This is a genomic window from Streptomyces sp. NPDC085927, assembly GCF_044540975.1.
GTDB lineage: Bacteria > Actinomycetota > Actinomycetes > Streptomycetales > Streptomycetaceae > Streptomyces > Streptomyces hirsutus.
The window spans coordinates 288,922-312,624 of sequence record NZ_JBITSN010000003.1; the positions used below are offsets into that span (position 1 = coordinate 288,922).

Consider the following 23,703-nt stretch of genomic DNA (forward strand, 5'->3'; position numbering starts at 1 on the left):
GCCGCCCCGGCACGGCCCTTCGGTCTCCCGGCGGCCGTCCTCCCGGACACTCCTTCGGTCTCGCCGGCCGCCCGCCCTGCCCCCTGTCCACCCCATTGCTTTGTATATAAGACTAGACACCCCCTATGTCGTCGGGTTCGCAACCAGCGCCCCGGACAGGAAGAATCGGGGTGCGTGCCGCCACGGGGCCGCGGTGGTGAGACGCTGCACTTCGGTCGCGCACAGGTGGTGGCGCGATTCGTACGGGGAGGTGGCAGGCAAAGTGGTGGATCAGCTGACGCAGCACGATCCGCGGCGTATTGGGCCGTTCGAGGTGCTGGGACGGCTGGGTGCCGGCGGCATGGGGCTGGTCTATCTCGCGCGCTCGGCGTCCGGCCGGCGCGTGGCGATCAAGACGGTCCGCACCGAGCTGGCCGAGGACCAGTTGTTCCGCGTCCGTTTCACCCGCGAGGTGGAGGCGGCCCGCGCGGTCTCCGGTTTCTACACCGCGGCCGTGGTGGACGCCGATCCGCGCGCCGCCGTGCCGTGGCTGGCGACCGCGTACGTCCCCGCGCCCTCTCTCGAGGAAATAGTGAACGAGTGCGGGCCCCTTCCCGCCCAGGCGGTGCGCTGGCTGGCGGCCGGTGTGGCGGAGGCGCTGCATTCCATCCACGGCGCCGGGCTGGTCCACCGCGACCTCAAGCCGTCGAACGTCCTCGTCGTCGAGGACGGTCCGCGCGTGATCGACTTCGGGATCGCCTCCGGTGTGTCGAACACCCGCCTGACGATGACGAACGTCGCCGTCGGCACCCCCGCCTACATGTCTCCCGAGCAGGCCAAGGACTCCCGCAGCGTCACCGGCGCCAGCGATGTGTTCTCCCTCGGTTCCACCCTGGTCTTCGCGGCCACCGGACACGCCCCGTTCCACGGCGCGAACCCGGTCGAGACGGTCTTCATGCTGCTGCGCGAGGGCCCGGACCTGGACGGTCTCCCGGACGAGCTGCGCCCGCTGATCGAATCCTGCATGCAGATGGAGGCCCCGGCCCGGCCCAGCCCCGCCGACCTCCAGTCCCGGCTCGCCCCGCACCTGTTCGGATCCGGCTCCGACGACAGCGGTACGGCCTCCGCGTGGCTGCCCGAGCAGGCGGTGAGCCTGATCGAGGGCCGCCGCAACGGCCGTCCGCCCGGCCGCCCCGCCCCCGTCGGCGGCGCCCGCCCTCCGGCCCTGCCTCCGGTGCCGCCCCCGCCCCCGCACGACCCCGTCGTCCCGCCGCTTCCGCCGGTGCCGGTCGGCGCCCCCGACCCGGGCCCGGTCCGGCTGGCCGGTGCCGCGGTGCCCATCGGTCCCGGCCCGCGTGTCGCGGACGTGCGCGCCGCCGCCGTCAAGCCGCCCCCGCCGGAGGCCGCCCTCGCCGGTTCCTGGTCCACGACCCGCGTCGGTGTCAACGGCGCCGACCCCGCCCCGGCCGGGGCGCCCGCCGCGGCACCGGAACAGCCGAGCGGCTGGCGGCCGTGGCGCTTCCGGATGTCCAACGACGTCTGGGGCACCCCGTCCGTCGCCGGTGACCTCGTCTACGTCACCTCCTTCGAGGTGCACGCCCTCGACGTGGCCACCGGGCGGCGCCGGTTCAAGACCCGGGACGTCGCCTGGTCGATGGCGGTCGCCGACGGCCGGATCCACGCCTCCGACGGCCCCACCCTGTTCGCCCTGGACGCCCGCGAGGGCGGCGACCTGTGGCGGCTGTCCACGGACGCCTGGGTGTACTCCCTCCGGGCCGACCGCGGCACCGTCGTCACCGGCACCCGCGGCGGCGGCGTGCAGGGATGGGAGGCGTCCACCGGCCAGAAGCTGTGGGAGGTCACCGGCTGCCAGACCGACTTCGAGGCCCCGGAGGCCGGCCCCGCCGTCCACGACGGCACGGTCTACGTCTGGCAGGACGCCCGCCTGCGCGCCCTGGACGCGCGCACGGGCGACGAGCGCTGGTCGTACCCCATCGGCGACGCGGCCTCCTGCGGAGGCGTCCCCATCCGTCTCACCCCCGCGCCCGACGGGTACGTGTACGTCTCCGCCGGCACCCGCGTCCTCGCCCTGGACATCGCCGGCGGGCACGTCCGCTGGCACTTCGAGGCCCCCGCGGTCTTCCTCTCGCCGCCCGTCTTCGTCCCTGGCCCGGCCGTCACCGGCGGCGGCGTGTACCTCGCCGACTACCTCGGTACGGTCTACGCCCTCGACGCCACCGACGGCCGCGACCGCTGGCGCATCGCCACCGAGGCCCGCTCCTCCGTGGAGCCGGTCCTGGTCGCCGCCGGGCACGTCCACGTCGGCAGCGGAAAGGGCCTCTACACCCTGGACGCCGTCACCGGCACGCCCAAGTGGCGCTTCCAGGCCGGCGGCGACATCGTCGGCGCCCCCGCGGTCGCCGAGGGCAGGATCCACTTCGGCTCCACCGACCACCTCCTCTACACCCTGAAGGCCGACGACGGCCGGCTGAGATGGAAGCTCGCGACCGGCGGCGAGATCACCGGCTCCCCGGTCGTCCGGGACGGGGTCGTCTACGCCTGCAGCAAGGACCGCTGCGTCTACGCCCTGGACGCGGAGAAGGGGACGGGGACGGCGCGTACGACGTGACGGGTGCGCGACGGTCGCCCGTCAGTGACGTGCTCGTGACAGACCGTCGGTTGGCTGTGCGTATGCAGTCACGGGGGAACACGCTCAGGCTCACGGCGGTGGCGACGCTGGTCGTCCTCGCCCTCACCGGCTTCTCGACCGGCCGCGGTCACGGCGGCGGCAGCGGTGGTGACGGCGGCGGTTGCAGCAGTTCGTCGCAGAACCAGGGCTCGTCGTCGACGTCCGGAGGCGGAAGCCACCACGACGACGATGACGACGACAGCTACGACTACGACGACGCGGGCGGCGGCGGCACCGGTGGGAGCACCGGCAGCAGCGGGAGCGTCTCCGCGTCCCTCCAGGACGCCACCACGGAACTGCTGAGCTGTGCCTCGGACAAGGCCCGGTACGCGACCGTCCGCGTCACCAACCCCAACACCGTCGACGGCGTCTTCCTCGTGACCGTCGCCTTCGAGGACCCGACCGGGGACACCCTCTCCACCCGGTCGCAGCAGGTCGCCGTCATCGCCGACGGCACGGTGACCACGCGGGTGGAGGTCGGCGGCAGCGGCAAGCGCGCCTCCCGGATCTCCGTCTGCGACCTCGACCGGTACGCACCGGCCGCCCGCTGACCCGGCACCGGACACGGGCCGGCGGCCCGGACCGGCGGCCCGGCCCCACTGTTCTTCCTGGGCATGCGAACGGGCCGCGACGGCTCCCCCTCCGCGCCGTCGCGGCCCCTCCGATTCCTTGTGCGGTGCGGCCCGCCTACCGGGCCGGCTTGAAGGGCTCCGACGTGGCGTGGATGTCCTTGGTCTCCAACGGCTCGCCCGTGGCGTGGATGTCGCCCTGGGTGGTGGCGCCGCCGTTCTCGGTCCCGCCGTCCTCGGCCTTGGTGCCGAGCGGCTCCGACGTGGCGTGGATGTCACCCTGCGGCTTGACGACCTGCTCGTCGCTCATGATTCTTCCTGCTCCCCTGTGTGGTGTTCCTGTCGTCCGGTCCGTCCGGGCACTCCCCCGAGAGTGACCGGACGGACCGTTTCGGCCGCTCGGCCCCCAGGACCTCCCGCTCGGACCATGCCGGGCTCGCATTCCCCCGGATCCGGCCTGATCCAAACGAAAGACCCTGGTGGGCCGGTGTTGCGGCCTCTCCTGACGACCCGCCTGCCCCCCGACGCGACGGATCGACTGGCACTATCCTCGCGCCCGGCGATAAACGAACGATGAACGCCGCGACGACGGGCCTCGGGCCACCCCGTCGAGGAGCCCGTCGAGGACCCTGCCGAGGGCGCCGGGCGGCCCCGCCGCGCCGCCCCTCAGGCGGCCTCCCCGACCGGCGTCAGCAGGGCCCGTACCGTCGCCGCCTCGGGCGACTCCAGCGCCTCGTAGATGCGGACCGCCTCCTCCCAGCAGACGCGGGCGCGCCCCGTGTGGCCGACGCCGGTGAGGGCGTGTCCCAGCACTGTCAGGACGTTGCCGCGCCGCCACTGCCCGCCGATGCCGCGCAGCACCGTCAGCGCCATCTCGGCGTTCGCCGCGGCCTGGGCGTACCGCCGCCCTGCGATGTCGACCTCCGCCAGGCGGAACAGGGTCATGCCCTCCCACAGCCGCTGCCTGCTGTCGCGGAAGACCTCCAGCGCCTCCAGGAGCCGGTCGGCCGCGTCGACGAGCCGGTGGCTCTGGGTGAGCGCCATGCCGAGGGCGTAGCGGCCGTTCGCGCCGCGCAGGGAGTTGCCCATGGCGTCGTAGATCTCCATGCCCTCCTGGGCGAGCGCCACGGCGCTGCCGGTGCTGCCCGCGGCGAGCCGGACCCGCGAGAGGTTGCAGAGCGCGCTCGCCTCACCGGGGCGGTCGCCCAGCGTCCGGAAGTGCGCGATGGCGTGGGTCAGATGCTCCTCGCCGGCCTCGGTGCGGCCCTGGTAGAGGGCGATCACCCCGCGGGCGTTGCGGGCCCAGCACACGGGCAGCAGGTCGTCGGCCCGCCGCGCGAGACGGACGACCTGCTCGGCCTCCTCGTCGGCCAGGTCGAACCGGCCGCCGTCGAGGTGCGCGTGCGCCAGCGTCATCAGCGCCCGCGCCTCGGTCTGCGCGACGCCCGCCTTCCGGGCGGCGTCGTGGAGGGTCCGCGCGGTGGCCTCGTACTCCTTGGAGTTGGCCCCCGACTCCGACAGGTCCACGGCGGTCCACAGCAGGTCGACGCTCCGGCGCAGCGTGTCCGGCAGGTCGGCGCACTGGCGGGCGAAGGACAGCAGGCAGTTCGCCTCGGTGTAGAGCCAGTCCCGCGCCGCCTTGCGGTCGGGGAAGCGCAGTCCGGGATGGTCGGTGGCGGCCAGATGATCGGTCAGCCGGTCGCCCGGCCGCTCGATCGCGTACACGCCGGCGGCCGTCGCCAGGTAGAAGTCGAGCAGGCGGGACAGGGCGGCGGCACGCTCGCCCGGGGGCTGCTCGTCGCGTTCGGCGCAGGCACGGGCGTAGAGGCGGACCAGGTCGTGGAGACGGTAGCGGCCGGGTGCGGCGGACTCCAGCAGGGAGGTGTCCACCAGGGACTCCAGCAGGTCCTCCGTGTCGTCCGCCGGGAGGTCCAGGACGGCCGCGGCCGCCGCCAGGGAGATGTCGGGGCCGTCGGCCAGGCCGAGCAGGCGGAAGGCGCGGGCCTGGGCGGGCTCCAGCTGGCCGTAGCCGAGTTCGAAGGTGGCCTTCACCGCGAGGTCGCCGGCCTGCAGTTCGTCCAGGCGGCGGCGCTCGTCGGCGAGCTTGGCCGCCAGCACGGACACCGTCCAGGTGCGGCGGGCCGCGAGGCGGGAGGCCGCGATACGGATGGCCAGCGGGAGGAAACCGCACGCGGCCACGACGTCCAGCGCCGCCTTGCGCTCCGACGCGACCCGTTCCTCGCCCACGATCCTCGTGAACAGGGACAGCGCCTCGTCCGGGGACATCACGTCCAGGTCGACCAGATGGGCGCCGGCCAGGTCCACCATCCGCACCCGGGACGTCACCAGCGCCGCGCAGCCCTCCGTGCCCGGCAGCAGGGGGCGTACCTGGGCCGCGTCGCGCGCGTTGTCCAGCAGCACCAGCACCCGGCGGCCGTCCAGCACCGAGCGGTACAGCGCCGCCCGCTCCTCCAGCGAGTCCGGCACGGCGGAGTCCGGTGTGCCGAGGGCACGCAGGAAGGAGCCGAGGACCGTCTCCGGTTCGGCCGCCCGGGCGCCCGCGCCCTGGAGGTCGACGTACAGCTGGCCGTCGGGGAACACGGTCCGCGCCTGATGGGCCACGTGCACGGCGAGGGTCGTCTTGCCGACGCCGCCTATCCCGGCCACCGCGGACACCGCCATCACCCGGCCCTCGGCCGAGGCGAGGATCGCGCCGAGTTCACGCACGAGGGACGAACGGCCGGTGAAGTCGGGCACGGTGGCCGGGAGCTGGGCGGGCCGGACCGGGGCGGCCGCCGGCTCGGGCGGAGCGGGGGAGGAGGGCTCCGCCAGCTGGGAGTCCGCCCGCAGGATGCGCTGCTGGAGCTCCTGGAGACCGGGACGCGGGTCCACGCCCAGCTCGTCGGCGAGCAGGCGGCGGGTGTCCGCGTACACCGCCAGCGCCTCCGCCTGGCGTCCGCTGCGGTACAGCGCCAGCATCAGCAGCTCGCGCAGGCGTTCGCGCAGCGGGTGCGCCGCCGTGAGCGCCGTCAGCTCCGAGACGGCCTCCGCGTGGCAGCCCTGCTCCAGGTCCATGTCCAGCCGGGTCTCGGCGAGCTGGAGCCGCCACTCCTCCAGCCGCACCCGCTGCGCCCGGGCGTACGGACCCGGTACGCCCGCCAGCGTCTCGCCGTCCCACAGGGCGAGGGCGCGGTCCAGGAGCGTACGGGACGCGCACAGGTCCCCGCCGTTCTTCGCGCGCTCGGCATCGGCGGCCAGCCCCTGCGCCACCACGACGTCCAGCGCGCCCTCATCCGTCCCGCGCACCGCGTATCCGCCGGACTCGCTGACCAGAACGCCGGGCCCCAGCGCCTTCCGCAGCCGGGACGCGTACGTACGGACCGCCGCCAGCGCCTGCGAGGGAGGCTCCTCGCCCCACAGGGCGTCGATCAGCTCGGCCGCCGTCGCCGTACGCCCCCCGCGGAGCAACAGGGCGGCGAGCAGAGCGCGTTGCTGCGGACTGCCGGTGCCGACGGGCTCACCGTCGCGCCAGGCGCGCACCGGACCGAGCACGCTGAAGCGCAGCACCGACGGCTCCGGTGACTCCCATGTCCCTGGTTCCACCGCTGACTTCGGCGATGTCGACGGCTCCGCCGGCGAACCGGGACGCCGCTGCTCCGGCACTCGCGGTGCACCGTCCATGCAGTCCCCCTATGCATCCTCAACAACCACGCCAGTCTGCCTTGTTCGTGACGGATGCGGCAGCCGTGCGAGACGGCGATCACACGGGCGCGCGCACGGTCCACAAGGCCCTCACACCTTCTGCGCACACGTACGCACGGGCGGTGCGCGGGCGTGGCGGTGGCGTGCGCGCACACGCCACCGCCACGGGCCCGCCCATGGCCCGGTTCTCCATGCTCTTCAGCCTTGTCGACGGGCCATCAAATCGACGCTGCGGTGCCCCGGACCGTCCGCGCCCCGCCGGCTCACCCTGTCGGGCGTGCGCGCGCCTGCGACGGCCGGACGGCCGGAGGCCGAGAAGCCGAATGGCCGGACGGCCGAGAAGCGGTGCGGGTCCGACGCGCACGGCCGGCTATGCGGGGTGGAGACCGTCCCGGTCGTCCAGATCCACCCGTACCGTCAGCAGTTCCGCCCCCATCGCCCGCACCGCGAGGCTGTTCCCGCGGGGCAGCGTGCGCAGGCGGGCGAGGGGGTCGTCGTCGGGCAGCGGGTGGGCGGTGCCGGTGTACCAGCGGCCCCGGACGCGGACCCGCACCCGGGGATCCGCGCGGATGTTGCGGACGTACTGGGACCGCTCGCCGAACTCCGACACCAGCCAGAAGGAGTCGCCGACCCGCCGCCCGCCCACCGGAGTGCGCCGCGGCAGCCCGGAGACACGGCCCGTGGTCTCCAGCAGGGTCTGGAACGGGAGTCGGCGCAGGACGGGATTGCCGATCCTGCGCTGGACGGCGGTGACCGCCCGGTACTTGCGTTCGGCGTGACGGCTCATGGCCCCGGGAGCCTACCGGCGGCCAGGAGGACCGGGTGCGTGAACACGGCCGGAACCTCCGGCGGCGGGCCCGCCGCTCGGCGTCCGTCCTTCCGGCTCTTCCCCTCCACGCCCTCCACGCCCTCCATTCCCTCCACGCCCTCCACGGGGTCTATTCCGACCGGTCGGTATGGACAGATGGGCCGGGCCCGGGTATTGATGACGTCGTCGTCCGCGTACGAAAGGCCGCTCATGCGCATCGCCGTCACGATCTTCCTCACCGACGAGACGATCACCCCCACCCGGCTCGCCCCCGAGCTGGAGCAGCGCGGGTACGCCGGGCTGTATCTGCCCGAGCACACGCACATCCCCGTCGAGCGGACCTCCCCGTACCCGGCGGGCGTCGAGCTGCCCCGGGAGTACACCCGCACCCTGGACCCGTTCGTCGCGCTCGGGCAGGCCGCGGCCGTCACCGAGCGGCTCGGCATAGGCACCGGCATCACGCTCGCCGCGCAGCACGACCCGATCGACCTGGCCAAGCAGATCGCCACCCTCGACCACCTCTCCGGCGGCCGGTTCACCCTCGGGGTCGGCTTCGGCTGGAACGTCGAGGAGGCCGCCGACCACGGGGTGGAATGGCGGACGCGGCGTGAGCTGGTCCGGGACCGGATGGGTCTGATGCAGGCCCTCTGGTCGGAGGAACCGACCGCGTACGAAGGCGAGTTCGGCAGCGTCCGGGCCAGCTTCGCGCACCCCAAGCCGGTGCAGAAGCCGCGCGGCCCGGTCGTCGGACCGCGCACCCTGGTCGGCGGGGCGGCCGGGCCGAAACTGTTCACGCACATCTGCGCGTACGCCGACGGCTGGCTGCCGATCGGCGGACGCGGCCTGTCCGAGTCCCTGCCCGCGCTGCGCACCGCCTGGGCCGACGCCGGCCGTGACCCCGGCGCCCTCCAGGTCGTGCCGTACGCGGTCCGGCCCACCCCGGACAAGCTCGCCCACTACGCCGGGCTGGGGATCGAGGAGGTCGTGGTGCAGCTGCCGCCGGAGGGGGAGGCGGGGGTACTGCGGGCGCTGGACGCGTACCAGCCGTTCGTCGACGCCCGGTGACGACGGCCGATGACGACAGCCGAGGCCGGCGTCCGACGACGCCCGATGCCGGCGTGCGGCGTCGACGTCCGGCGCCGACGTCCGACGAGTACCTTCCGGCCACCCCTCATGGCCCCCCTTTGCCCTGATCACCCCGAACGTATCCTCGAGGAATGACGACATCGGCATCCGCGACCTCCGGAACCGGCCCGACCGGGAACTCCATGCGCCGCGCCCTCAAACGAGCACGGGACGGTGTCTCCCTCGACGTCACCGAGGCGGCCGTCCTGCTCCAGGCGCGCGGTGAGCAGTTGGAGGACCTGTGCGCCTCGGCCGCCCGGGTCCGGGACGCGGGGCTCCTGGCCGCGGGCCGGCCCGGAGTGATCACGTACTCGAAGAGCGTTTTCGTCCCGCTGACCCGGCTGTGCCGGGACAAGTGCCACTACTGCACGTTCGTCACCGTGCCGGGCAAGCTGCGCCGCGCCGGGCACGGGATGTTCATGTCGCCGGACGAGGTGCTCGACGTCGCCCGCAAAGGCGCCGCCCTCGGCTGCAAGGAAGCCCTCATCACCCTCGGCGACAAGCCCGAGGACCGCTGGCCCGAGGCGCGCGAGTGGCTCGACGCGCACGGCTACGACGACACGATCGCGTACGTCCGTGCCATCTCCATCCGCATCCTGGAGGAGACGGGCCTGCTCCCCCACCTGAACCCGGGCGTGATGACCTGGACCGACTTCCAGCGCCTCAAGCCGGTCGCGCCGTCCATGGGCATGATGCTGGAGACCACCGCGACCCGCCTGTGGTCCGAGCCCGGCGGCCCGCACCACGGCTCACCGGACAAGGAACCCGCCGTCCGCCTGCGCGTCCTGGAGGACGCCGGCCGCTCCTCGGTCCCCTTCACCTCGGGCATCCTCATCGGCATCGGGGAGACGTACGAGGAGCGCGCCGAGTCCCTCTTCGCGCTGCGGAAGATCTCCCGGGCCCACCACGGCATCCAGGAACTGATCATCCAGAACTTCCGCGCCAAGCCGGACACCGCGATGCGCGGCATGCCGGACGCGGAACTCGACGCGCTGATCGCCGCGGTCGCCGTCGCCCGGCACGTCCTCGGCCCCACCGCCTGCATCCAGGCCCCGCCCAACCTCGTCGACTCCGAGTACGAGCGGCTGATCGCGGCCGGCATCGACGACTGGGGCGGGGTCTCCCCGCTCACCATCGACCACGTGAACCCCGAACGCCCCTGGCCGCAGATCGACGAACTCGTCGAACGGTCCCGCACGGCCGGCTTCGAACTGAGGGAGCGTCTCTGCGTCTACCCGGAGTTCGTCCGGCGCGGCGAACCCTGGCTGGACCCGCGGCTGCGCCCGCACGTGGCGGCGCTCGCCGACCCGGCCACGGGCCTGGCGCGCGAGGGGGCGGTGGTCGAGGGCCACCCGTGGCAGGAGCCGGACGAGGCGTTCACCGCCACCGGCCGTACCGACCTGCACCGCACCATCGACACCGAGGGCCGCACCACCGACCGCCGCGACGACTTCGACGAGGTGTACGGCGACTGGGGCGCCCTGCGCGAGGCCGCTGCCCCCGGCATGCGGCCCGAGCGCATCGACACCGACGTGCGCCAGGCCCTGGCGACGGCGGCCGACGACCCGACCCGGCTGACCGACGACGAGGCCCTCGCCCTCCTGCACGCCGACGGCCCGGCGCTGGACGCCCTGTGCCGGATCGCGGACGACGTGCGGAAGACGGCGGTCGGCGACGACGTCACCTACATCGTCACCCGCAACATCAACTTCACCAACGTCTGTTACACCGGCTGCCGTTTCTGCGCCTTCGCGCAGCGCCGCACGGACGCCGACGCCTACACGCTCTCCCTGGACCAGGTGGCCGACCGCGCCCAACAGGCGTGGGACGTGGGCGCGGTGGAGGTCTGCATGCAGGGCGGCATCCACCCCGACCTGCCCGGCACGGCGTACTTCGACATCGCGAAGGCGGTGAAGGAACGCGTCCCCGGCATGCACGTACACGCCTTCTCCCCGATGGAGGTGGTCAACGGCGCCACCCGCACCGGCCTGTCGATCCGCGAATGGCTGACCGCCGCCAAGGAGGCCGGCCTGGACACCGTCCCCGGCACGGCGGCGGAGATCCTCGACGACGAGGTCCGCTGGATCCTGACCAAGGGCAAACTGCCGGCGGCCACCTGGATCGAGGTCATCGAGACGGCCCACGGCCTGGGCATCCGCTCCTCCTCGACGATGATGTACGGCCACGTCGACCAGCCCCGCCACTGGCTGGGGCACCTGCGCACCCTGGCCGGCATCCAGCAGCGCACCGGCGGCTTCACGGAGTTCGTCACCCTCCCCTTCATCCACACCAACGCCCCCGTCTACCTGGCCGGCATCGCCCGCCCCGGCCCGACGGTCCGCGACAACCGCGCGGTCACGGCGATGGCCCGTCTCCTGCTCCACCCGCACATCCCCAACATCCAGACCAGCTGGGTGAAACTGGGCGCGGAGGGCGCGGCGGAGATGCTCCGCTCCGGCGCCAACGACCTGGGCGGCACCCTCATGGAGGAGACCATCTCCCGCATGGCGGGCTCCTCCTACGGTTCGTACAAGTCCGTCAAGGACCTGATCGCGGTGGCGGAGGCGGCGGGCCGCCCGGCCAGGCCCCGCACCACCCTGTACGGCGAGGTCCCCGAGGAACGGCAGCAGGCGGCCCGCGCCTCGGACGGCCACCTGCCGGAACTGCTGCCGGTGCTGGACTGAGGGGCGGCGGGGCGGCCCACCCGGCCGCCCCGTCCCCTCAAGCCCTCGCCCCGCCAAATCCCTGCTCACTCACCGCACGCCGTGTTCCCGTCGGACAGGGAAGTCAGGTAACGGTTGCGCTCGGACTCCGTGAGGGTGCGGCCCACGCGGGCGCACAACTGCTTGGTCCATGCGTCGGCGGAGGTGTCCCAGGCCAGCATCTCGCCGCCCTGGGTGACGGACCACAGGGTCCTGCCGTCGGGTGAGAAGGCCAGCGAGGTCTGGGAGCCGCTCTGCCCGAGGCCGACGGCCGTGGGCGCCGTCGGCACCACGAAGCTGCCCAGCCGGTCGCCCGACCGGGCGTTCCACAGCCAGACGGTTCCGTTCCCGGCCAGGGTGGCCACCCAGCGTCCGCCCGGGTCCGCGGTCACGCCGTACGCGCCCGCGCCGTCCGAACGCCAGCGCAGGTCGCCCGTGGCCAGGTCCCAGCTCTGCAGGACCTTGTCGTCGACGACGGCGAACAAGGTGCGGTTCCGCTCCGACATGAACATGTCGCTGACCGTCGAGCCGCCGGTGTCCAGCCGGAACAGACGTTTCCCGGAGGGCAGTTCGTGGACATCGATGAGGCCGTCCGCGGCCACTGCGGCCAGAGAGCCCCCCTCGCCGACCGCACGCGAAAACTGCCGCTGGTCGTACTTTTCCCGCTCCTCGGCCGTCAGGTCCGAGGGGCGGGGTTTCACCGCCGTCGCCCGTTCGCCGGTGGCGGGGTCGACGATCAGCACGGAGCCATTGGGCGGCACCACTGCGACCTTGCCGTCGGGCCGGGCGGCGATGTGGGTCAGTCCGTCGAAGTCGAGGTCTCGCGCCAGTTTGACCGAGCGCTTCCTTGCCAGTGTGTGCGGAGACACGGCCCACATTTCCAGGGTGTCGCCGGTGGTTGTGTAGAGGGTCCGGCCACTCTTGTCATAGGCGAGCGTGTCGTACATACCCTGCTCTCCCTGCCCGGCGACGGTGCTGTCGGCGGGGTCGCCCGGCTTCCAGGCTCGCGGATTTCCCGTGGTCTCGAAACCCTGGGAGTCACTCCAGGCGAGACTCCCGCCCGGCCCCACGGCCAGCGGAGGCTGCCGTGCATGAACAGCGACGCGGGTCAGCGGCAACCCGAAACGGTGCGCCGTCGGCCCCGGCCGCTCCAGGGACCACAGCGCGACGGTGTCGCCGTCGGCCGAGGCGAGCCGGTTGCCCTCGCCGGGGGAGAAAGTGAGGACCGACGGAGCCTCGACACCGGAAAGCGTCTCCAGCGCTGCGTTGCGTTCCGAAGAGGACGAGGTGGTCAGGACGAGGCCGTCACTCATGCCGATCGCGGCCCGGCCGTCGTCGGAGATCGCGAAGCCGTCGGCCTCGGCAGTGAGCTGGCCGGGCAGTGCGCCGCAGCTCTCGCTGATCTCGGCCTCGCGTCCTTCGGCCTCTCCCTGGATCAGTTCCGCGGGCGAGTAGAGAGTCACCCCTTTGTTCTTCACGAATCCGAAGCAGTTGCCGGTCGGCGACGCCGCGGTGAGGTAGTCGTTGAAGGGATAGACCGTCGAGTCCGACGAGGCGACCTTGGTCGTGCGCCCGTCCTTGTCGCCGTACACGTCCCAGCCCACGGCATGGGACAGGAAGAGCACGGTGCCGTAGGTGGAGTCGTCCAGGAAGGTGATGTTCATGACGGAACCGTCGTGCCCCGTCCGGACGCTGTCGACCGGCTTGCCGCCCTTCTCCCCGTACAGCCGGAGCGTCCCTCGGCCGTCGACGGTCGCCAACCGGTGTCCGCGGGGAACGAAGGCCATGGCCTGTGCCGTGCCGTCGCCGCCGGACAGCTTCCGGGGGCTTCCCTCGCTGCGCAGGTCCTGCACCAGCGTCGTCCCCCCGCGGGTGGTGACGGCGAGCATGCGGTCGTCGTCGCTGAACCGCAGTGCGGTGACCGTGCCGGGAACGTCGACGGTCCGCACGTGCCGGCTGCCGTTGGTCGTCCAGATGTCGACCGCGCCGTCCGTCGTGCCGACGGCGACGTACTTCGGCGAGGAGGTGAAGGCCAGCGCCGTCACGGTCGACTCGGCGCGCACGAAGCGGACGAGCCGGGGACTCTCGGTGCTCAGCCGGTAGAGCGCGGACAACGACTCCGGAGTCCTCTGCAACTGGTACGACTGGAGCGCCAGGAGCGAAGCGACCTCGAGGTCGTCACCGCTGAGGCTGAGCGCGGTCGCCGCCAGCTGCCGGGCGGTCGCGAGACGGGCCTGCTCCCGTGCCGCGTCCCGCTGGACGAACGCGAAGACCGCCGCCGAGGTGGCCAGCACGGCCAGTGCCGTCATTCCCGCCAGCATGCCCTGCCGGAAGCGCCGGAACCTGCGGCGCTGGGAGACGTCCTCGCCGATCAGTTCGTCCTTGGGGCGTGCGTGCAGGGGTGCCGCGACATCCGCCACGCACTCCTGGAAACGTTGGTCGCGCAGGTCTCCGGAGTGGTCGGCCTCCATCCAGCGCAGGTCCACCCACCGCGGTTCCTCGGTGAAGTGGCCGCGCAGGGCCTCGTTGAGGCAGCTGGACCGTTCGAAGTCGAAGTCGCCCGCCGCGTGGTCCCAGTGCACCTCCCCTCCCGTGACCACGAGCAGGAGCTTGCCGGGGCGGGGCCCCTGCCGCCACCAGGTGATCTCCTTGCCGACCCATGGCGAGCGGGCGGACTCGGGCGAGGCGAGGAGGACGAGGAACTCGGAGTCGGCGAGTGCCTGCTCCACGGTGCTCCACAGCCCCGGATCGGCCGACAGCGCGGCGTTGTCCAGGAACACCCGTAGCGCCCGCGTCCGGTTCCAGGGTCTGGCGAAACCGTGCAGGGCCTGTCTCAGGTGCCGGGCCCGCTGACCGTCCGCTTGATGGCTGTACGAGATGAACGCGGCGTAACGCATCGAAGGGACTCCCCCCATCCTTTCGTACGGACGAACTCAGGACGGGTCATTCTTGTCGACGCAGCGTCAATAAGCATGTACAAAAGGTGAGTTGAATTCCCTGTGCGGGGAATGGAGGGGGAGGGCGCGTGAGCGGCGCGGTGCCGGGCCTGCGAGAGGACGACCTTCCGGTGGTGTTCCGGTCCTCGGACACCGCCTCACTGACCGGACAGCGGAACTACGTCCGGGGCACGAAGCTCCGGCTGCTCCTGGCCGTCGGCGCGGCCCTGTGCGGCGCCCTCGACCACCGCGCGGCCGCCATCGGTCTGGTCGTCGTCTTCGTCCTGACGATCTGCGTGGAGGTCTGGCTGCTGTCGGAGCGCCCCGAGCAGTCCTGGTACGACGGCCGTGCCCTCGCCGAGTCCACGAAGACCCTGGCCTGGCGGTTCGCGGTGGGGGGCGCCCCGTTCCCCGCGGATCTTTCGGAGGGCGACGCCGATCGCCGGTTCCACGAGCGCCTGCGGGACCTGTTGCGGGAGGCTCCTGTCTCCGGTCTGGCCCCGTTGGGGTCGATCGCCGTCACCGATGCCATGAGATCGCTGAGGTCCCGCTCCTTCGCCGACCGCAGACAGGCGTACCTGCGGTACCGCATCGAGGACCAGCAGCAGTGGTACTCGACCAAGGCGGCGGCGAACGTGACGCATGCCCGACGGTGGCGCCTGGTGCTCATCGGCATCGAAGGGCTGGGACTGACGGCGGCGGTCCTGCGACTCCTCGAACTGTTCGCCTTCGACCTGGCGGGCATCCTCGCCGCCGTACTGGGGGCAGGCTCGGCATGGCTGGCGGTCCGGCAGTACGAGACGCTGGGGCGCGCGTACACCTTCGCGGCCACCGAACTGAGCGTGATCCACGGACGCCTTGCCCGAGCCGACGACGCGGAATGGGCCGAGGAGGTGGCGGACGCCGAGGACGCGATCAGCCGCGAGCACACGATGTGGCGGGCCTCCCGTGGGGTCGCCTGACCGGAAACCGGCCATACGGGCTGCTCTCCGCTCGCAGTACGATGATCGAACCCTTGGTGTTCCTGATGTCAGGGGGTCGGAATTCCGCCCGACCTAGGAGATGCGTACCGGTGCCTGCCCGTCTTCCTTCGTGGGCCTGGGTGACCGGGCTGACCACGGGGGCGATAGCCGTAGTGGCGGTCCTGGGTGTCCAGGCGGACCAGGGGACGAGGCCCACCGCGTCCACGAGCCGCCCGAGCACGCCGGCGACGGCGGACGCGAAACCGTCCGCCGAACCGAAGGAGAAGGAGAAGGAGAAGGGGGCGGACGCGTCGGCGGTCCCGGCCGACTCCGGCACCGGCCGCCGTATCGTCTACTCCCTCGACACCCAGCAGGTGTGGCTGGTCGACGCCAGCGACGCCCCCCGCCGCTCCTTCGAGGTCTGGCCGGGCACGGTCGCCCCCGACCCCGGTACGTACACGATCGGCACCCGCACCGAGGCCACGACCGGCAGCGACGGCGTGGACATCGAGCACATCGTCTACTTCGCCGCGAAGTCCGGCGTCTCCATCGCCTTCTCCAACGCCGTCGACGGCTCCTCGCCCCCGCCCGCCGAAGGCCGCCTGACCGGCGGCATCCGCGTGCCCAAGGCCGACGGCGAGGCCCTGTGGACCTTCGGCACCACGGGCACGACGGTCCGGGTCGTCGAGTAGCGGCACACCCCGGCCGACCCGACGACACCTCGGGTGATCAGTCGGTGTCCTTGGGATGCCGGGTGGACGCGTACACGAGGTGGACCGTCCGGCGCTCTTCGTCGACGAGGTAGCGAACCCGGCCGCCTGCCGTCACTTCGTACTCCCACTGGGCCAAGTCCTGGCCGCGAAGGTTGCCCGTGGCCAGTCGGCCGCGCAGCCGGTGCTGACGATCGAGGTCGGCTCGGGACAGTGGATCAGTGCGCAGGGCCTCGAAACAGCGGCGTGTGTTTCCCGGCGCCTCCGCACCCAGTTCGCCCCACCCCTTCGCTGCCTCGTTCGTCGCGAATCGCAGGTGCCATTCCTCGCCCACAGAGGGTGGAGCGACGTCGTCACCGCGCTTCGGGGTCACGGCGCGGTCACCTCGCCATGGTCCTCGTCCGGCAGTCGGCGGGTGAGCTGTGCGGTGAGTTCGGGGTCGGCGAGGATGCGGGCCGTCGCGCGCCATTCGACGATGACGCGGTGGAGTTCGCCGTGGATGTCCAGCTGGGCGACATCGTGCGTGGCGTCGATGAGATCGGTCACCAGCTGCCGTAGTTCTTCCGTGGACAGGTGACGGACCCAGGGGAAGACCGAGGGGAGCGCGCGCTGTATGGCCCGCTCACCGGTATCGCTGCGCACGAGAGCGGAGAGGAGGCGGGCCGTGACGTCCGCGGTTTCCTCGCGCTGTTGATCATGACGGGCTGTGGTCAGGTAGAGGTCCTCGCCGTCCCGGCGTGTGATGTGCACGCGATGGGCCCGGTCGAGTGTTTCGGCGACACGTCTCGAGTTCTTCGAGAGTTCTGAGAAGGCGACCGTAGGTGTGGGCATGCAGGGAACCATACTTCGGAACATATTCCGAAGTCAATCGATGGCGTCACCTTTCGTCGTGCTCGCGCGCCGTATGGAGCGGCGGTGGACATGATGGGTTTCTCCCCCTGTGACAGCCCGTGGCGCGTGGGTGCTGGGTCAGAATGGGTCCGTCGGTCTCGGGGTGAAGGGGCGTACGGGTGGCGCAGGCGCGACTGTCGATGCAGGAACTGATCCAGCGCCGCCGACGTGCCGGACTGGTGGCCCGTAGTGCCGAACTGGACTTGTTCCGGGCGAACTTCGACACCCCGCCCGAGGACGAACGGCACCGGTTCCTCTTTCACGTACACGGCAACGCGGGCGTCGGAAAGACCTTCCTGGTCCGTGAGTTCGAGCAGATCGCGCGGGAGCGCGGTGCGCTGACGGCGTACGTCGACGAGAGCGTGGGGAGCGTGCCCGAGGCACTGGGATCGATGTGCCGTCAGTTCGCGGCACAGGGGCACCGGTTCAAGGACCTGGAGCGTCTGCTCGTCAGCCACCGGGAGCGGCTCCACGAGGCGGAGGCGGCCGCGCTCGCCGCGATGGCCCCGGAACCGGAGGGGACCCCGTCGGCCGGAAGCATGACCGTCGCGCGGGCCGGACTCGCCGGACTGGGCCTGATCCCCGGCGTCGGCCCCTTCGCCGGTGTCCTCGACCCCGCCCAACTCGCCCAGGGCGCCGACCGGTTACGGGCCGGGCTGAGCGCACGCTTCCGCAGCCACGAGGACGTGCAACTCGTCCTCTCCCCGGAGAGCGCCCTCACCCCGGTCCTGGTGAACGAGCTGTCCGGCGCGGCTTCGGACGTACCGTGGACCGTCCTGTTCCTCGACACCTACGAGCAGACCGGCCGCTTCCTCGACGGCTGGCTGCACGACCTCATGACGACCGACCGCCACGGCCTGCTTCCCGCCACGCTCGTCGTGGTGACCGCCGGCCAGCGTCGCGCCGACCCCGCCCGGTGGAGCGGGTTCGCGGACCACATGGCCGCCCTCCCGCTCGCACCGTTCACGGAGGCGGAGGTGCGCGGACTGCTCGCCGCACGGGGCGTCGTCGCCGATCCCGTCGTCACCGAGGTGCTCCGGCTCACCGGCGGGCTGCCGGTCCTGGTGTCGACCCTCGCCGAGAGCCGGCCCACCGGCCCCGAAGACGTGGAGGACCCCAGCGCCACGGCGGTCGACCGGTTCCTGAAGTGGGAGCAGGACCCCGTGCGCAGGGCCGCCGCCCTGGCGGGCGCACTGCCCCGGTGGCTGGACGCCGACGTGTTCGGGGCCGCCCTGGCGGGGCGCGAGCGCGAGAACGCGCACAGCGGAAACGAATACGACGAAGGCCGACTGGACGAGCTGTACGGGTGGTTGAGAGAGCTCCCCTTCGTCGGCGGGCAGGCGTCGCGGCTCCGGTACCACGATGTCGTCCGCGCGCCCATGCTCCGTCTGCAGCGCGGCTGGTTCCCGCGCGCGTGGGCCGGGCGGCAGCGGCGGCTGGCGGCGGTGTTCGGGCAGTGGCGCGAGGAGGCCGGGGCCGGACGGGACACCGCGGAGCTGTGGGCCGACGAGGAGTGGCGGGAACTGCGGCTCGCGGAGTCGTACCACCTGCTGTGCGCGCGGGAGCGGTCCATGCCGGCGCAGGTCCTGCGGGACCTCGTGGAGGCCTGCGACCAGGACGAGTCCGTAGCGGGACGGTGGATCCGGCTCCTGGAGGACGCCGGGCGGGACGCGGACCTGGAGGCCGTGGCCCGATGGGGCCGGGACCTGTCGGAGGCGCTCGACGAAGGCGGCACGCACGCCGTCATGGTCCGCTTGCTGGACCGGCTCCCGAGCCCGGCCCCGCCCTCGCACACGTCGCGCCGCGACGCGATGGACGCGGGCCGACGTCTCCGCCGGCACCCGACGGCCGACGATGACCGCGACCTGCTGGCAGCCCCGGTGAACCGCGCCGCGCAACCCGCGGCGGTACCGGCGCAAGCCCCGCCGCCCGAGCAGTGGCCGCAGAGTGGGGAGCCGCTCGGCGAAGAGCCGCAGCACACGGGCCGGTACGGCGAAGAGCCGCAGCACACGGGCCCGTACAGCGCTCCGCCGCCCGGGGACGTGCTGTCGCGTGCCCTGCCGTGGGAGACCTCGCCGCCCGAAGCCGCCCCGCCCGGCACAGCGCCGGAGGAGGACACCTGGAGCGACACGACCCGGGACGACACGACCTGGAGCGACACGACCCGGGACGACACGACCTGGGACGAAGCCCCCTGGGGCGACCCCCCGCCGGACAGTACTGTGCCGGACGACGAGGTGTGGACGGACGAGGCCGGCGGGGCGTGGTCGGGCGGGCCCGGCGGGGCGTGGGGCAGCCCCGCACCGGCCGGCGCGCTGCCGGACGGCGCGCTGGACGAGGACGTGCCGCCGGACGGCGCACCGGACGAGGACGTGCTGCCGGACGGCGCACCGGCCGGGGGAGAGCACGAGTCGCCCGACTGGCAGGACGTGGTGCTGCCCCCGCAGACCGCGGTACGCATCCACCGGAGCCAGGCGGTCGCCCTGGCCACCCGGGGCGACTACGCCGCCGCCCTCTTCCACCTGCGGCGGGCCGCCGCCCTCGCCCCGGACGACGCCGGGATCCTCGCGCTGATGGGGGAGTACCACCGGGCCCGCCAGATGTACCCGGCCGCGCTGCGGTATCTGCGCGAGGCGCTGTCCCTGGACCCGGTGCACTCCTACGCCTGGGCCTCCCTCGGCGCCACCCGCCTCGCCCTCGGCAACCCGGCCGCCGCGCTCGCCGACCTCGGCCGTGCCCTGGAACTCAGGCCCGACTACTCCTGGGCCCTCATCCGCCGGGCCCGCGCCTGGCGGGAGGCCGGTGACCCGGTCCGGCAGCTCGCCGACCTGGACCGCGCGGTCCTCCTGCAGCCCGACTCGCCCTGGGCGCACTGCGAACGCGGCGACGCCCTCCACGCCGCCGGCCGCGACGAGGAGGCCCTCGCCCACTACGACCGGGCCCTGGCCCTGGACCCCGGGTACGCGTCGGCCTTCGCGAGCAGGGGAGTGTCCCTGTCCTGCCTCGGCCGGCACGACGAGGCCCTGCGGGACCTGGACCGCGCTCTGGAACTGAGCCCGGCGTACGTGTGGGCGCGGACACGACGCGACGAGGTCCGACGCCGTCGTGACGACGCGAGGCACGACTGACGCCCCCGGTGCCGCGGCCGTTCCTGGGCCGCATGAGGACGGCCGGTGAAGGTCCGGACGCAGGTGACCAGTAGCGGTCAGGTCCGGTCGTTTCGGTCACGGCTCCCATACCACTCCGCGTACTGAACCGGTCACCCTCGTTCGTTACAGTGCTTGGCGTCGCACGTACGCACGGTGTCCGGGAGGTCTGGGTGAATGCGACGACCGGGCCCGTCTGGGGGCGCCGCGAGCAGCAGGACTTCCGCAGCCGAGTGCGCGGGACGCTGCTCGGCGTGGCCCTCGGGGACGCGCTGGGCGCGCCCGTGGACGAGCAGGACATCGACGCGATCCGGCAGGCGCACGGCGCCGCCGGGATCACCGGACCCGCTCCCGCCCACGGCCGGCGCGGCGCCGTCACCCATCTCACCCAGATGACCCTGTTCTCCGTGGACGGACTCATCCGCGCCCAGGTGCGGCGCGACACCGGGGCCTGGCATCCGCCGACCGACCTGCACCGCGCGTACCTGCGCTGGGCCACGACCCAGCGGGACTGGGGGCCCGACGAGCGCCGCAAGGAGGACGGGTGGCTCGCACGCGAGGAGTGGCTCTACGCCCGCCGCGACCCGGCCCGCGCGCTGCTGGCCGGGCTCGGGGACGACACCATGGGTACGCCCGAGGCGCCCAAGAACCCCGGCGAGGCGGGCCCCGAGGCGGCGGCCCGCTCGGCGCCCTTCGGGCTGCTCGTCGGCTGGGAACCGCAGCTCGTCGCCCAGCTCGCCGTGGAGTGCGCGGCACAGACCCACGGCCGTCCGACCGCCTACCTCGCGGCCGGCGGGTACGCGGTGATCGTGCACGGTCTGGCCCGGGGCGAGACCCTCGACACGGCGGTGCAGCGGGCGCTCGTGCTGCTGGCCGCACGGCCGGGGCACCAGCCGGTGTCGGACGCCCTGCAGCAGGCGCTGGGGGCCGTACGCCAGGGGATGCCCACGCCGGAGCGGATCGCGGGGCTCGCCGGGGCGGGGACGGCCGAGGGCCTCGTCGCCGTCGCCGTGTACTGCGCGCTGGTGGCGGAGGACGTACGACACGGGCTGTGCCTCGCCGTCAACATGGACGGGCCCAGCGCGGCGGCCGGTGCGCTGACCGGCGGACTGCTGGGGGCCCTGCACGGCGAAACGGCCCTCCCGCCGGCCTGGCTGGCCGAACTGGAGGGCCGCCCCACGATCCTGGAACTCGCCGACGACTTCGCCATGGAGATGACCCAGGGCCCCGCCCTGCACGGCCCGGCCGGCTCGTCCCCGGCCTGGCTGGCGCGCTACCCGCGTGGGGCGGGAGGCGCCCTGACCGGGTGATGCCCCCTCCTCCCCGGCCGCGCGACCCCCGGGAGGCTCCGAGAGGTCCCCGAGCGGTTCCAAGAGGCCCCAGGAGATCCCCCGGGAGGACCCGGCGCTAGGGGCTGTCCGGCGTCCGGGCGGATGCCACGTCCGGGGCCTTCGCCGGGGCCGGTACCGCCGCCGCGGCGGAGCCGTCGTCGCCGTCGGTGTTGATGCGTTCGATGACCGCCATCCGCTCCGGGGTGTCCTCCGGCTTCGCGTAGCCGATCAGGACGTACAGGACCAGTGAGACGGCGAGCGGGATCGAGACCTGGTACTCCAGGGGCACGCCTCCCTCCACGGCCCAGTTGATCGGGTAGTTCACCAGCCAGAAGGCCAGCAGGCCCATGGACCAGCTGGTGAGCGCCGCGGTCGGACCCGAGCGGCGGAACGGACGCAGCAGACCCAGCATCATCGGGATGGCGATCGGGCCCATCAGCCCGGCCACCCACTTGATGACCACGGTGATGATGTCCTTGAACGTGGGCGAGTTGACCTGTGTCGCCACCGCCATGGACAGGCCGAGGAAGACCACGGTCGTCACCCGGGCCGCGACCAGCCCCGACCGGTCGTTCCACCGCCGCGCCCTCGCGGACAGCACCGGGGCGACGTCCCGGGTGAACACGGCCGCGATGGCGTTGGCGTCCGAGGAGCACATCGCCATCGTGTGGGAGAAGAAACCCACGATGACCAGGCCCAGCAGGCCGTGGGGCAGCAGCTGTTCGGTCATCAGGGCGTACGAGTCGGAACCGTCCGCCTTCTGGGACTCCACGAGCAGCGGCGACATCCACATCGGGAAGAACAGCACCAGCGGCCAGACCAGCCACAGCGCCGCCGAGAGCCGCGCCGAGCGCTCCGCCTCGCGGGGCGTGGCCGTGGCCATGTACCGCTGGGCCTGGTTGAGCATGCCGCCGTTGTACTCGAACAGCTTGATGAAGAGGAACGCCAGCAGGAAGATCGTGCCGTACGGACCGACCAGCGGCTCCGTGTGCCCCTGGAGCTCGGGCTCGTCCCACACACCGAAGAAGCCGCCGTGGTCGCCGAGTTCGGCCACCACCGCGATGAACATGGCGATACCGGCCAGGAGCTGGATGACGAACTGGCCCAACTCCGTCAGCGCGTCCGCCCACAGACCGCCGATGGTGCAGTAGACCGCCGTGACCACACCGGTGATGAGGATGCCCTCGTTGAGCGAGACACCGGTGAACACCGCCAGCAGGGTGGCGATCGCCGCCCATTTCGCGCCCACGTCCACGATCTTCAGCAGCATGCCGGACCAGGCCAGCGCCTGCTGGGTCTTCAGGTCGTAGCGGTTCTTGAGGTACTCCAGCGGTGATGCCACGTGGAGCCGGGAGCGCAGCCGGTTGATCCGCGGGGCGAACAGTTTCGACCCGATGGCGATACCGAGGGCGATGGGGAAGGACCAGGTGACGAAGGACGTCACGCCGTACGTGTACGCGATGCCGGCGTAGCCGGTGAACATCACCGCGCTGTAACCCGACATGTGGTGGGAGATGCCGGAGAGCCACCAGGGCATCTTGCCGCCGGCCGTGAAGAAGTCACTGACGTTGTCCACCCGCTTGTGCGACCAGACACCGATGGCGATCATCACCGCGAAGTAGCCGATGAGCACCGCCCAGTCGAGACTGTTCATGTCCCCCCTTCCGGGGTCCGACTTGTGAACTCCGCTCAGCTGGTTGGCACTTCGCCCGAGCGGGGTAAGTGTGCGGTGGATCCGAGGTGCGTCTGCGGCAGTGCGCGAAGTGCCCGCTTATCGTGAGCGCGCAGGCGTGGGCACGACAAGAAAGTGGAGAGTCAAGAGCGCGCAAAGATGTTCACGTCAATGACCAAGGTTCATGAGATTGAACATTCTGCGGTGGGTCGCGTGGGCTGCGTGGGTCACGAGAGCCGCGTGGGTCGTGAGAGCCGCGATGGTCCGGACAGCAAAGACAGCAAAGACAGCAAAGACAGCGAGGACAGCGAGGACAGCGAGGACAGCGAGGACAGCGAGGACAGCGAGGACAGCGAGGACAGCGAGGACAGCGAGGACAGCGAGGACAGCGAGGGCAGCGAGGACAGCCAAGACGGCCGGGGCACCGCGCCGGCCCGTTCCGCCGGGCGGCCGGTCAGGTCCGTTCGGCGGTCCGCGGTGG

Annotated in this window: 15 protein-coding genes; 8 read left to right on the forward strand and 7 right to left on the reverse strand. The window is 72.5% G+C overall.

The window, feature by feature from the left end; genetic code table 11:
- Window positions 1-262: 262 nt before the first annotated feature.
- A complete protein-coding gene (locus tag ACIF80_RS10320; RefSeq protein ID WP_399801924.1) occupies window positions 263-2,608 on the forward strand; it encodes a PQQ-binding-like beta-propeller repeat protein in 2,346 nt (781 codons plus the stop codon).
- Between the two features lie 62 nt (window positions 2,609-2,670).
- On the forward strand, window positions 2,671-3,219 hold the full coding sequence (locus ACIF80_RS10325; RefSeq protein WP_399801927.1) for a hypothetical protein: 549 nt from the start codon (window positions 2,671-2,673) through the stop codon (window positions 3,217-3,219).
- A 136-nt stretch (window positions 3,220-3,355) separates the two neighbouring features.
- Here the strand turns inward: ACIF80_RS10325 and ACIF80_RS10330 are convergent, their stop codons facing one another.
- From ACIF80_RS10330 to ACIF80_RS10340, 3 genes are all read right to left on the reverse strand, one after another.
- Window positions 3,356-3,547 (reverse strand): hypothetical protein, encoded by a 192-nt coding sequence (locus ACIF80_RS10330; RefSeq protein ID WP_399801929.1) that lies wholly within the window; start codon window positions 3,545-3,547, stop codon window positions 3,356-3,358.
- A 356-nt stretch (window positions 3,548-3,903) separates the two neighbouring features.
- On the reverse strand, window positions 3,904-6,918 hold the full coding sequence (locus ACIF80_RS10335; protein ID WP_399801930.1) for a BTAD domain-containing putative transcriptional regulator: 3,015 nt from the start codon (window positions 6,916-6,918) through the stop codon (window positions 3,904-3,906).
- A 391-nt stretch (window positions 6,919-7,309) separates the two neighbouring features.
- A complete protein-coding gene (locus ACIF80_RS10340; RefSeq protein ID WP_399801932.1) occupies window positions 7,310-7,726 on the reverse strand; it encodes a nitroreductase/quinone reductase family protein in 417 nt (138 codons plus the stop codon).
- Window positions 7,727-7,957: 231 nt separating this feature from the next.
- Here ACIF80_RS10340 and ACIF80_RS10345 point away from each other — a divergent pair, with 231 nt between their 5' ends.
- Together ACIF80_RS10345 and ACIF80_RS10350 are read left to right on the forward strand one after the other, a co-directional pair.
- Window positions 7,958-8,812: an LLM class F420-dependent oxidoreductase gene (locus ACIF80_RS10345; protein WP_399801935.1), complete on the forward strand. Its 855-nt coding sequence runs from the start codon at window positions 7,958-7,960 to the stop codon at window positions 8,810-8,812.
- Between the two features lie 152 nt (window positions 8,813-8,964).
- Window positions 8,965-11,556 carry a bifunctional FO biosynthesis protein CofGH gene (locus tag ACIF80_RS10350; protein ID WP_399801938.1) on the forward strand — a complete coding sequence of 864 codons (2,592 nt, stop codon included), beginning with the start codon at window positions 8,965-8,967 and terminating at the stop codon, window positions 11,554-11,556.
- A 65-nt stretch (window positions 11,557-11,621) separates the two neighbouring features.
- Here ACIF80_RS10350 and ACIF80_RS10355 read toward each other — a convergent pair whose 3' ends face one another.
- Complete coding sequence (locus tag ACIF80_RS10355) at window positions 11,622-14,471, reverse strand: toll/interleukin-1 receptor domain-containing protein (protein WP_399801941.1); 2,850 nt, start codon at window positions 14,469-14,471, stop codon at window positions 11,622-11,624.
- 128 nt (window positions 14,472-14,599) lie between these two features.
- On the opposite strand from ACIF80_RS10355, the gene ACIF80_RS10360 reads away from it, so the two are divergent.
- Window positions 14,600-15,472: a DUF4231 domain-containing protein gene (locus tag ACIF80_RS10360; protein ID WP_399801944.1), complete on the forward strand. Its 873-nt coding sequence runs from the start codon at window positions 14,600-14,602 to the stop codon at window positions 15,470-15,472.
- A 110-nt stretch (window positions 15,473-15,582) separates the two neighbouring features.
- Window positions 15,583-16,164: a hypothetical protein gene (locus tag ACIF80_RS10365; RefSeq protein ID WP_399801946.1), complete on the forward strand. Its 582-nt coding sequence runs from the start codon at window positions 15,583-15,585 to the stop codon at window positions 16,162-16,164.
- Between the two features lie 37 nt (window positions 16,165-16,201).
- On the opposite strand, the gene ACIF80_RS10370 is transcribed toward ACIF80_RS10365, so the two are convergent.
- Together ACIF80_RS10370 and ACIF80_RS10375 are read right to left on the reverse strand one after the other, a co-directional pair.
- Window positions 16,202-16,555, reverse strand: coding sequence for a hypothetical protein (locus ACIF80_RS10370; protein ID WP_399801948.1), 354 nt, complete (start codon window positions 16,553-16,555; stop codon window positions 16,202-16,204).
- A complete protein-coding gene (locus tag ACIF80_RS10375; RefSeq protein WP_399801949.1) occupies window positions 16,552-17,013 on the reverse strand; it encodes a prevent-host-death family protein in 462 nt (153 codons plus the stop codon). The genes ACIF80_RS10370 and ACIF80_RS10375 overlap by 4 nt, the downstream gene beginning before the upstream one ends.
- 200 nt (window positions 17,014-17,213) lie before the next feature.
- On the opposite strand from ACIF80_RS10375, the gene ACIF80_RS10380 reads away from it, so the two are divergent.
- Both ACIF80_RS10380 and ACIF80_RS10385 read left to right on the forward strand, forming a co-directional pair.
- The gene (locus ACIF80_RS10380; RefSeq protein WP_399802626.1) at window positions 17,214-20,201 is read left to right on the forward strand and encodes a tetratricopeptide repeat protein; all 2,988 of its coding nucleotides are present in this window, start codon (window positions 17,214-17,216) and stop codon (window positions 20,199-20,201) included.
- 191 nt (window positions 20,202-20,392) lie between these two features.
- Window positions 20,393-21,529: an ADP-ribosylglycohydrolase family protein gene (locus ACIF80_RS10385; protein ID WP_399801951.1), complete on the forward strand. Its 1,137-nt coding sequence runs from the start codon at window positions 20,393-20,395 to the stop codon at window positions 21,527-21,529.
- 97 nt (window positions 21,530-21,626) lie between these two features.
- Here the strand turns inward: ACIF80_RS10385 and ACIF80_RS10390 are convergent, their stop codons facing one another.
- The gene (locus ACIF80_RS10390; RefSeq protein ID WP_399801954.1) at window positions 21,627-23,204 is read right to left on the reverse strand and encodes a sodium:solute symporter family protein; all 1,578 of its coding nucleotides are present in this window, start codon (window positions 23,202-23,204) and stop codon (window positions 21,627-21,629) included.
- Between the last annotated feature and the right edge of the window lie 499 nt (window positions 23,205-23,703).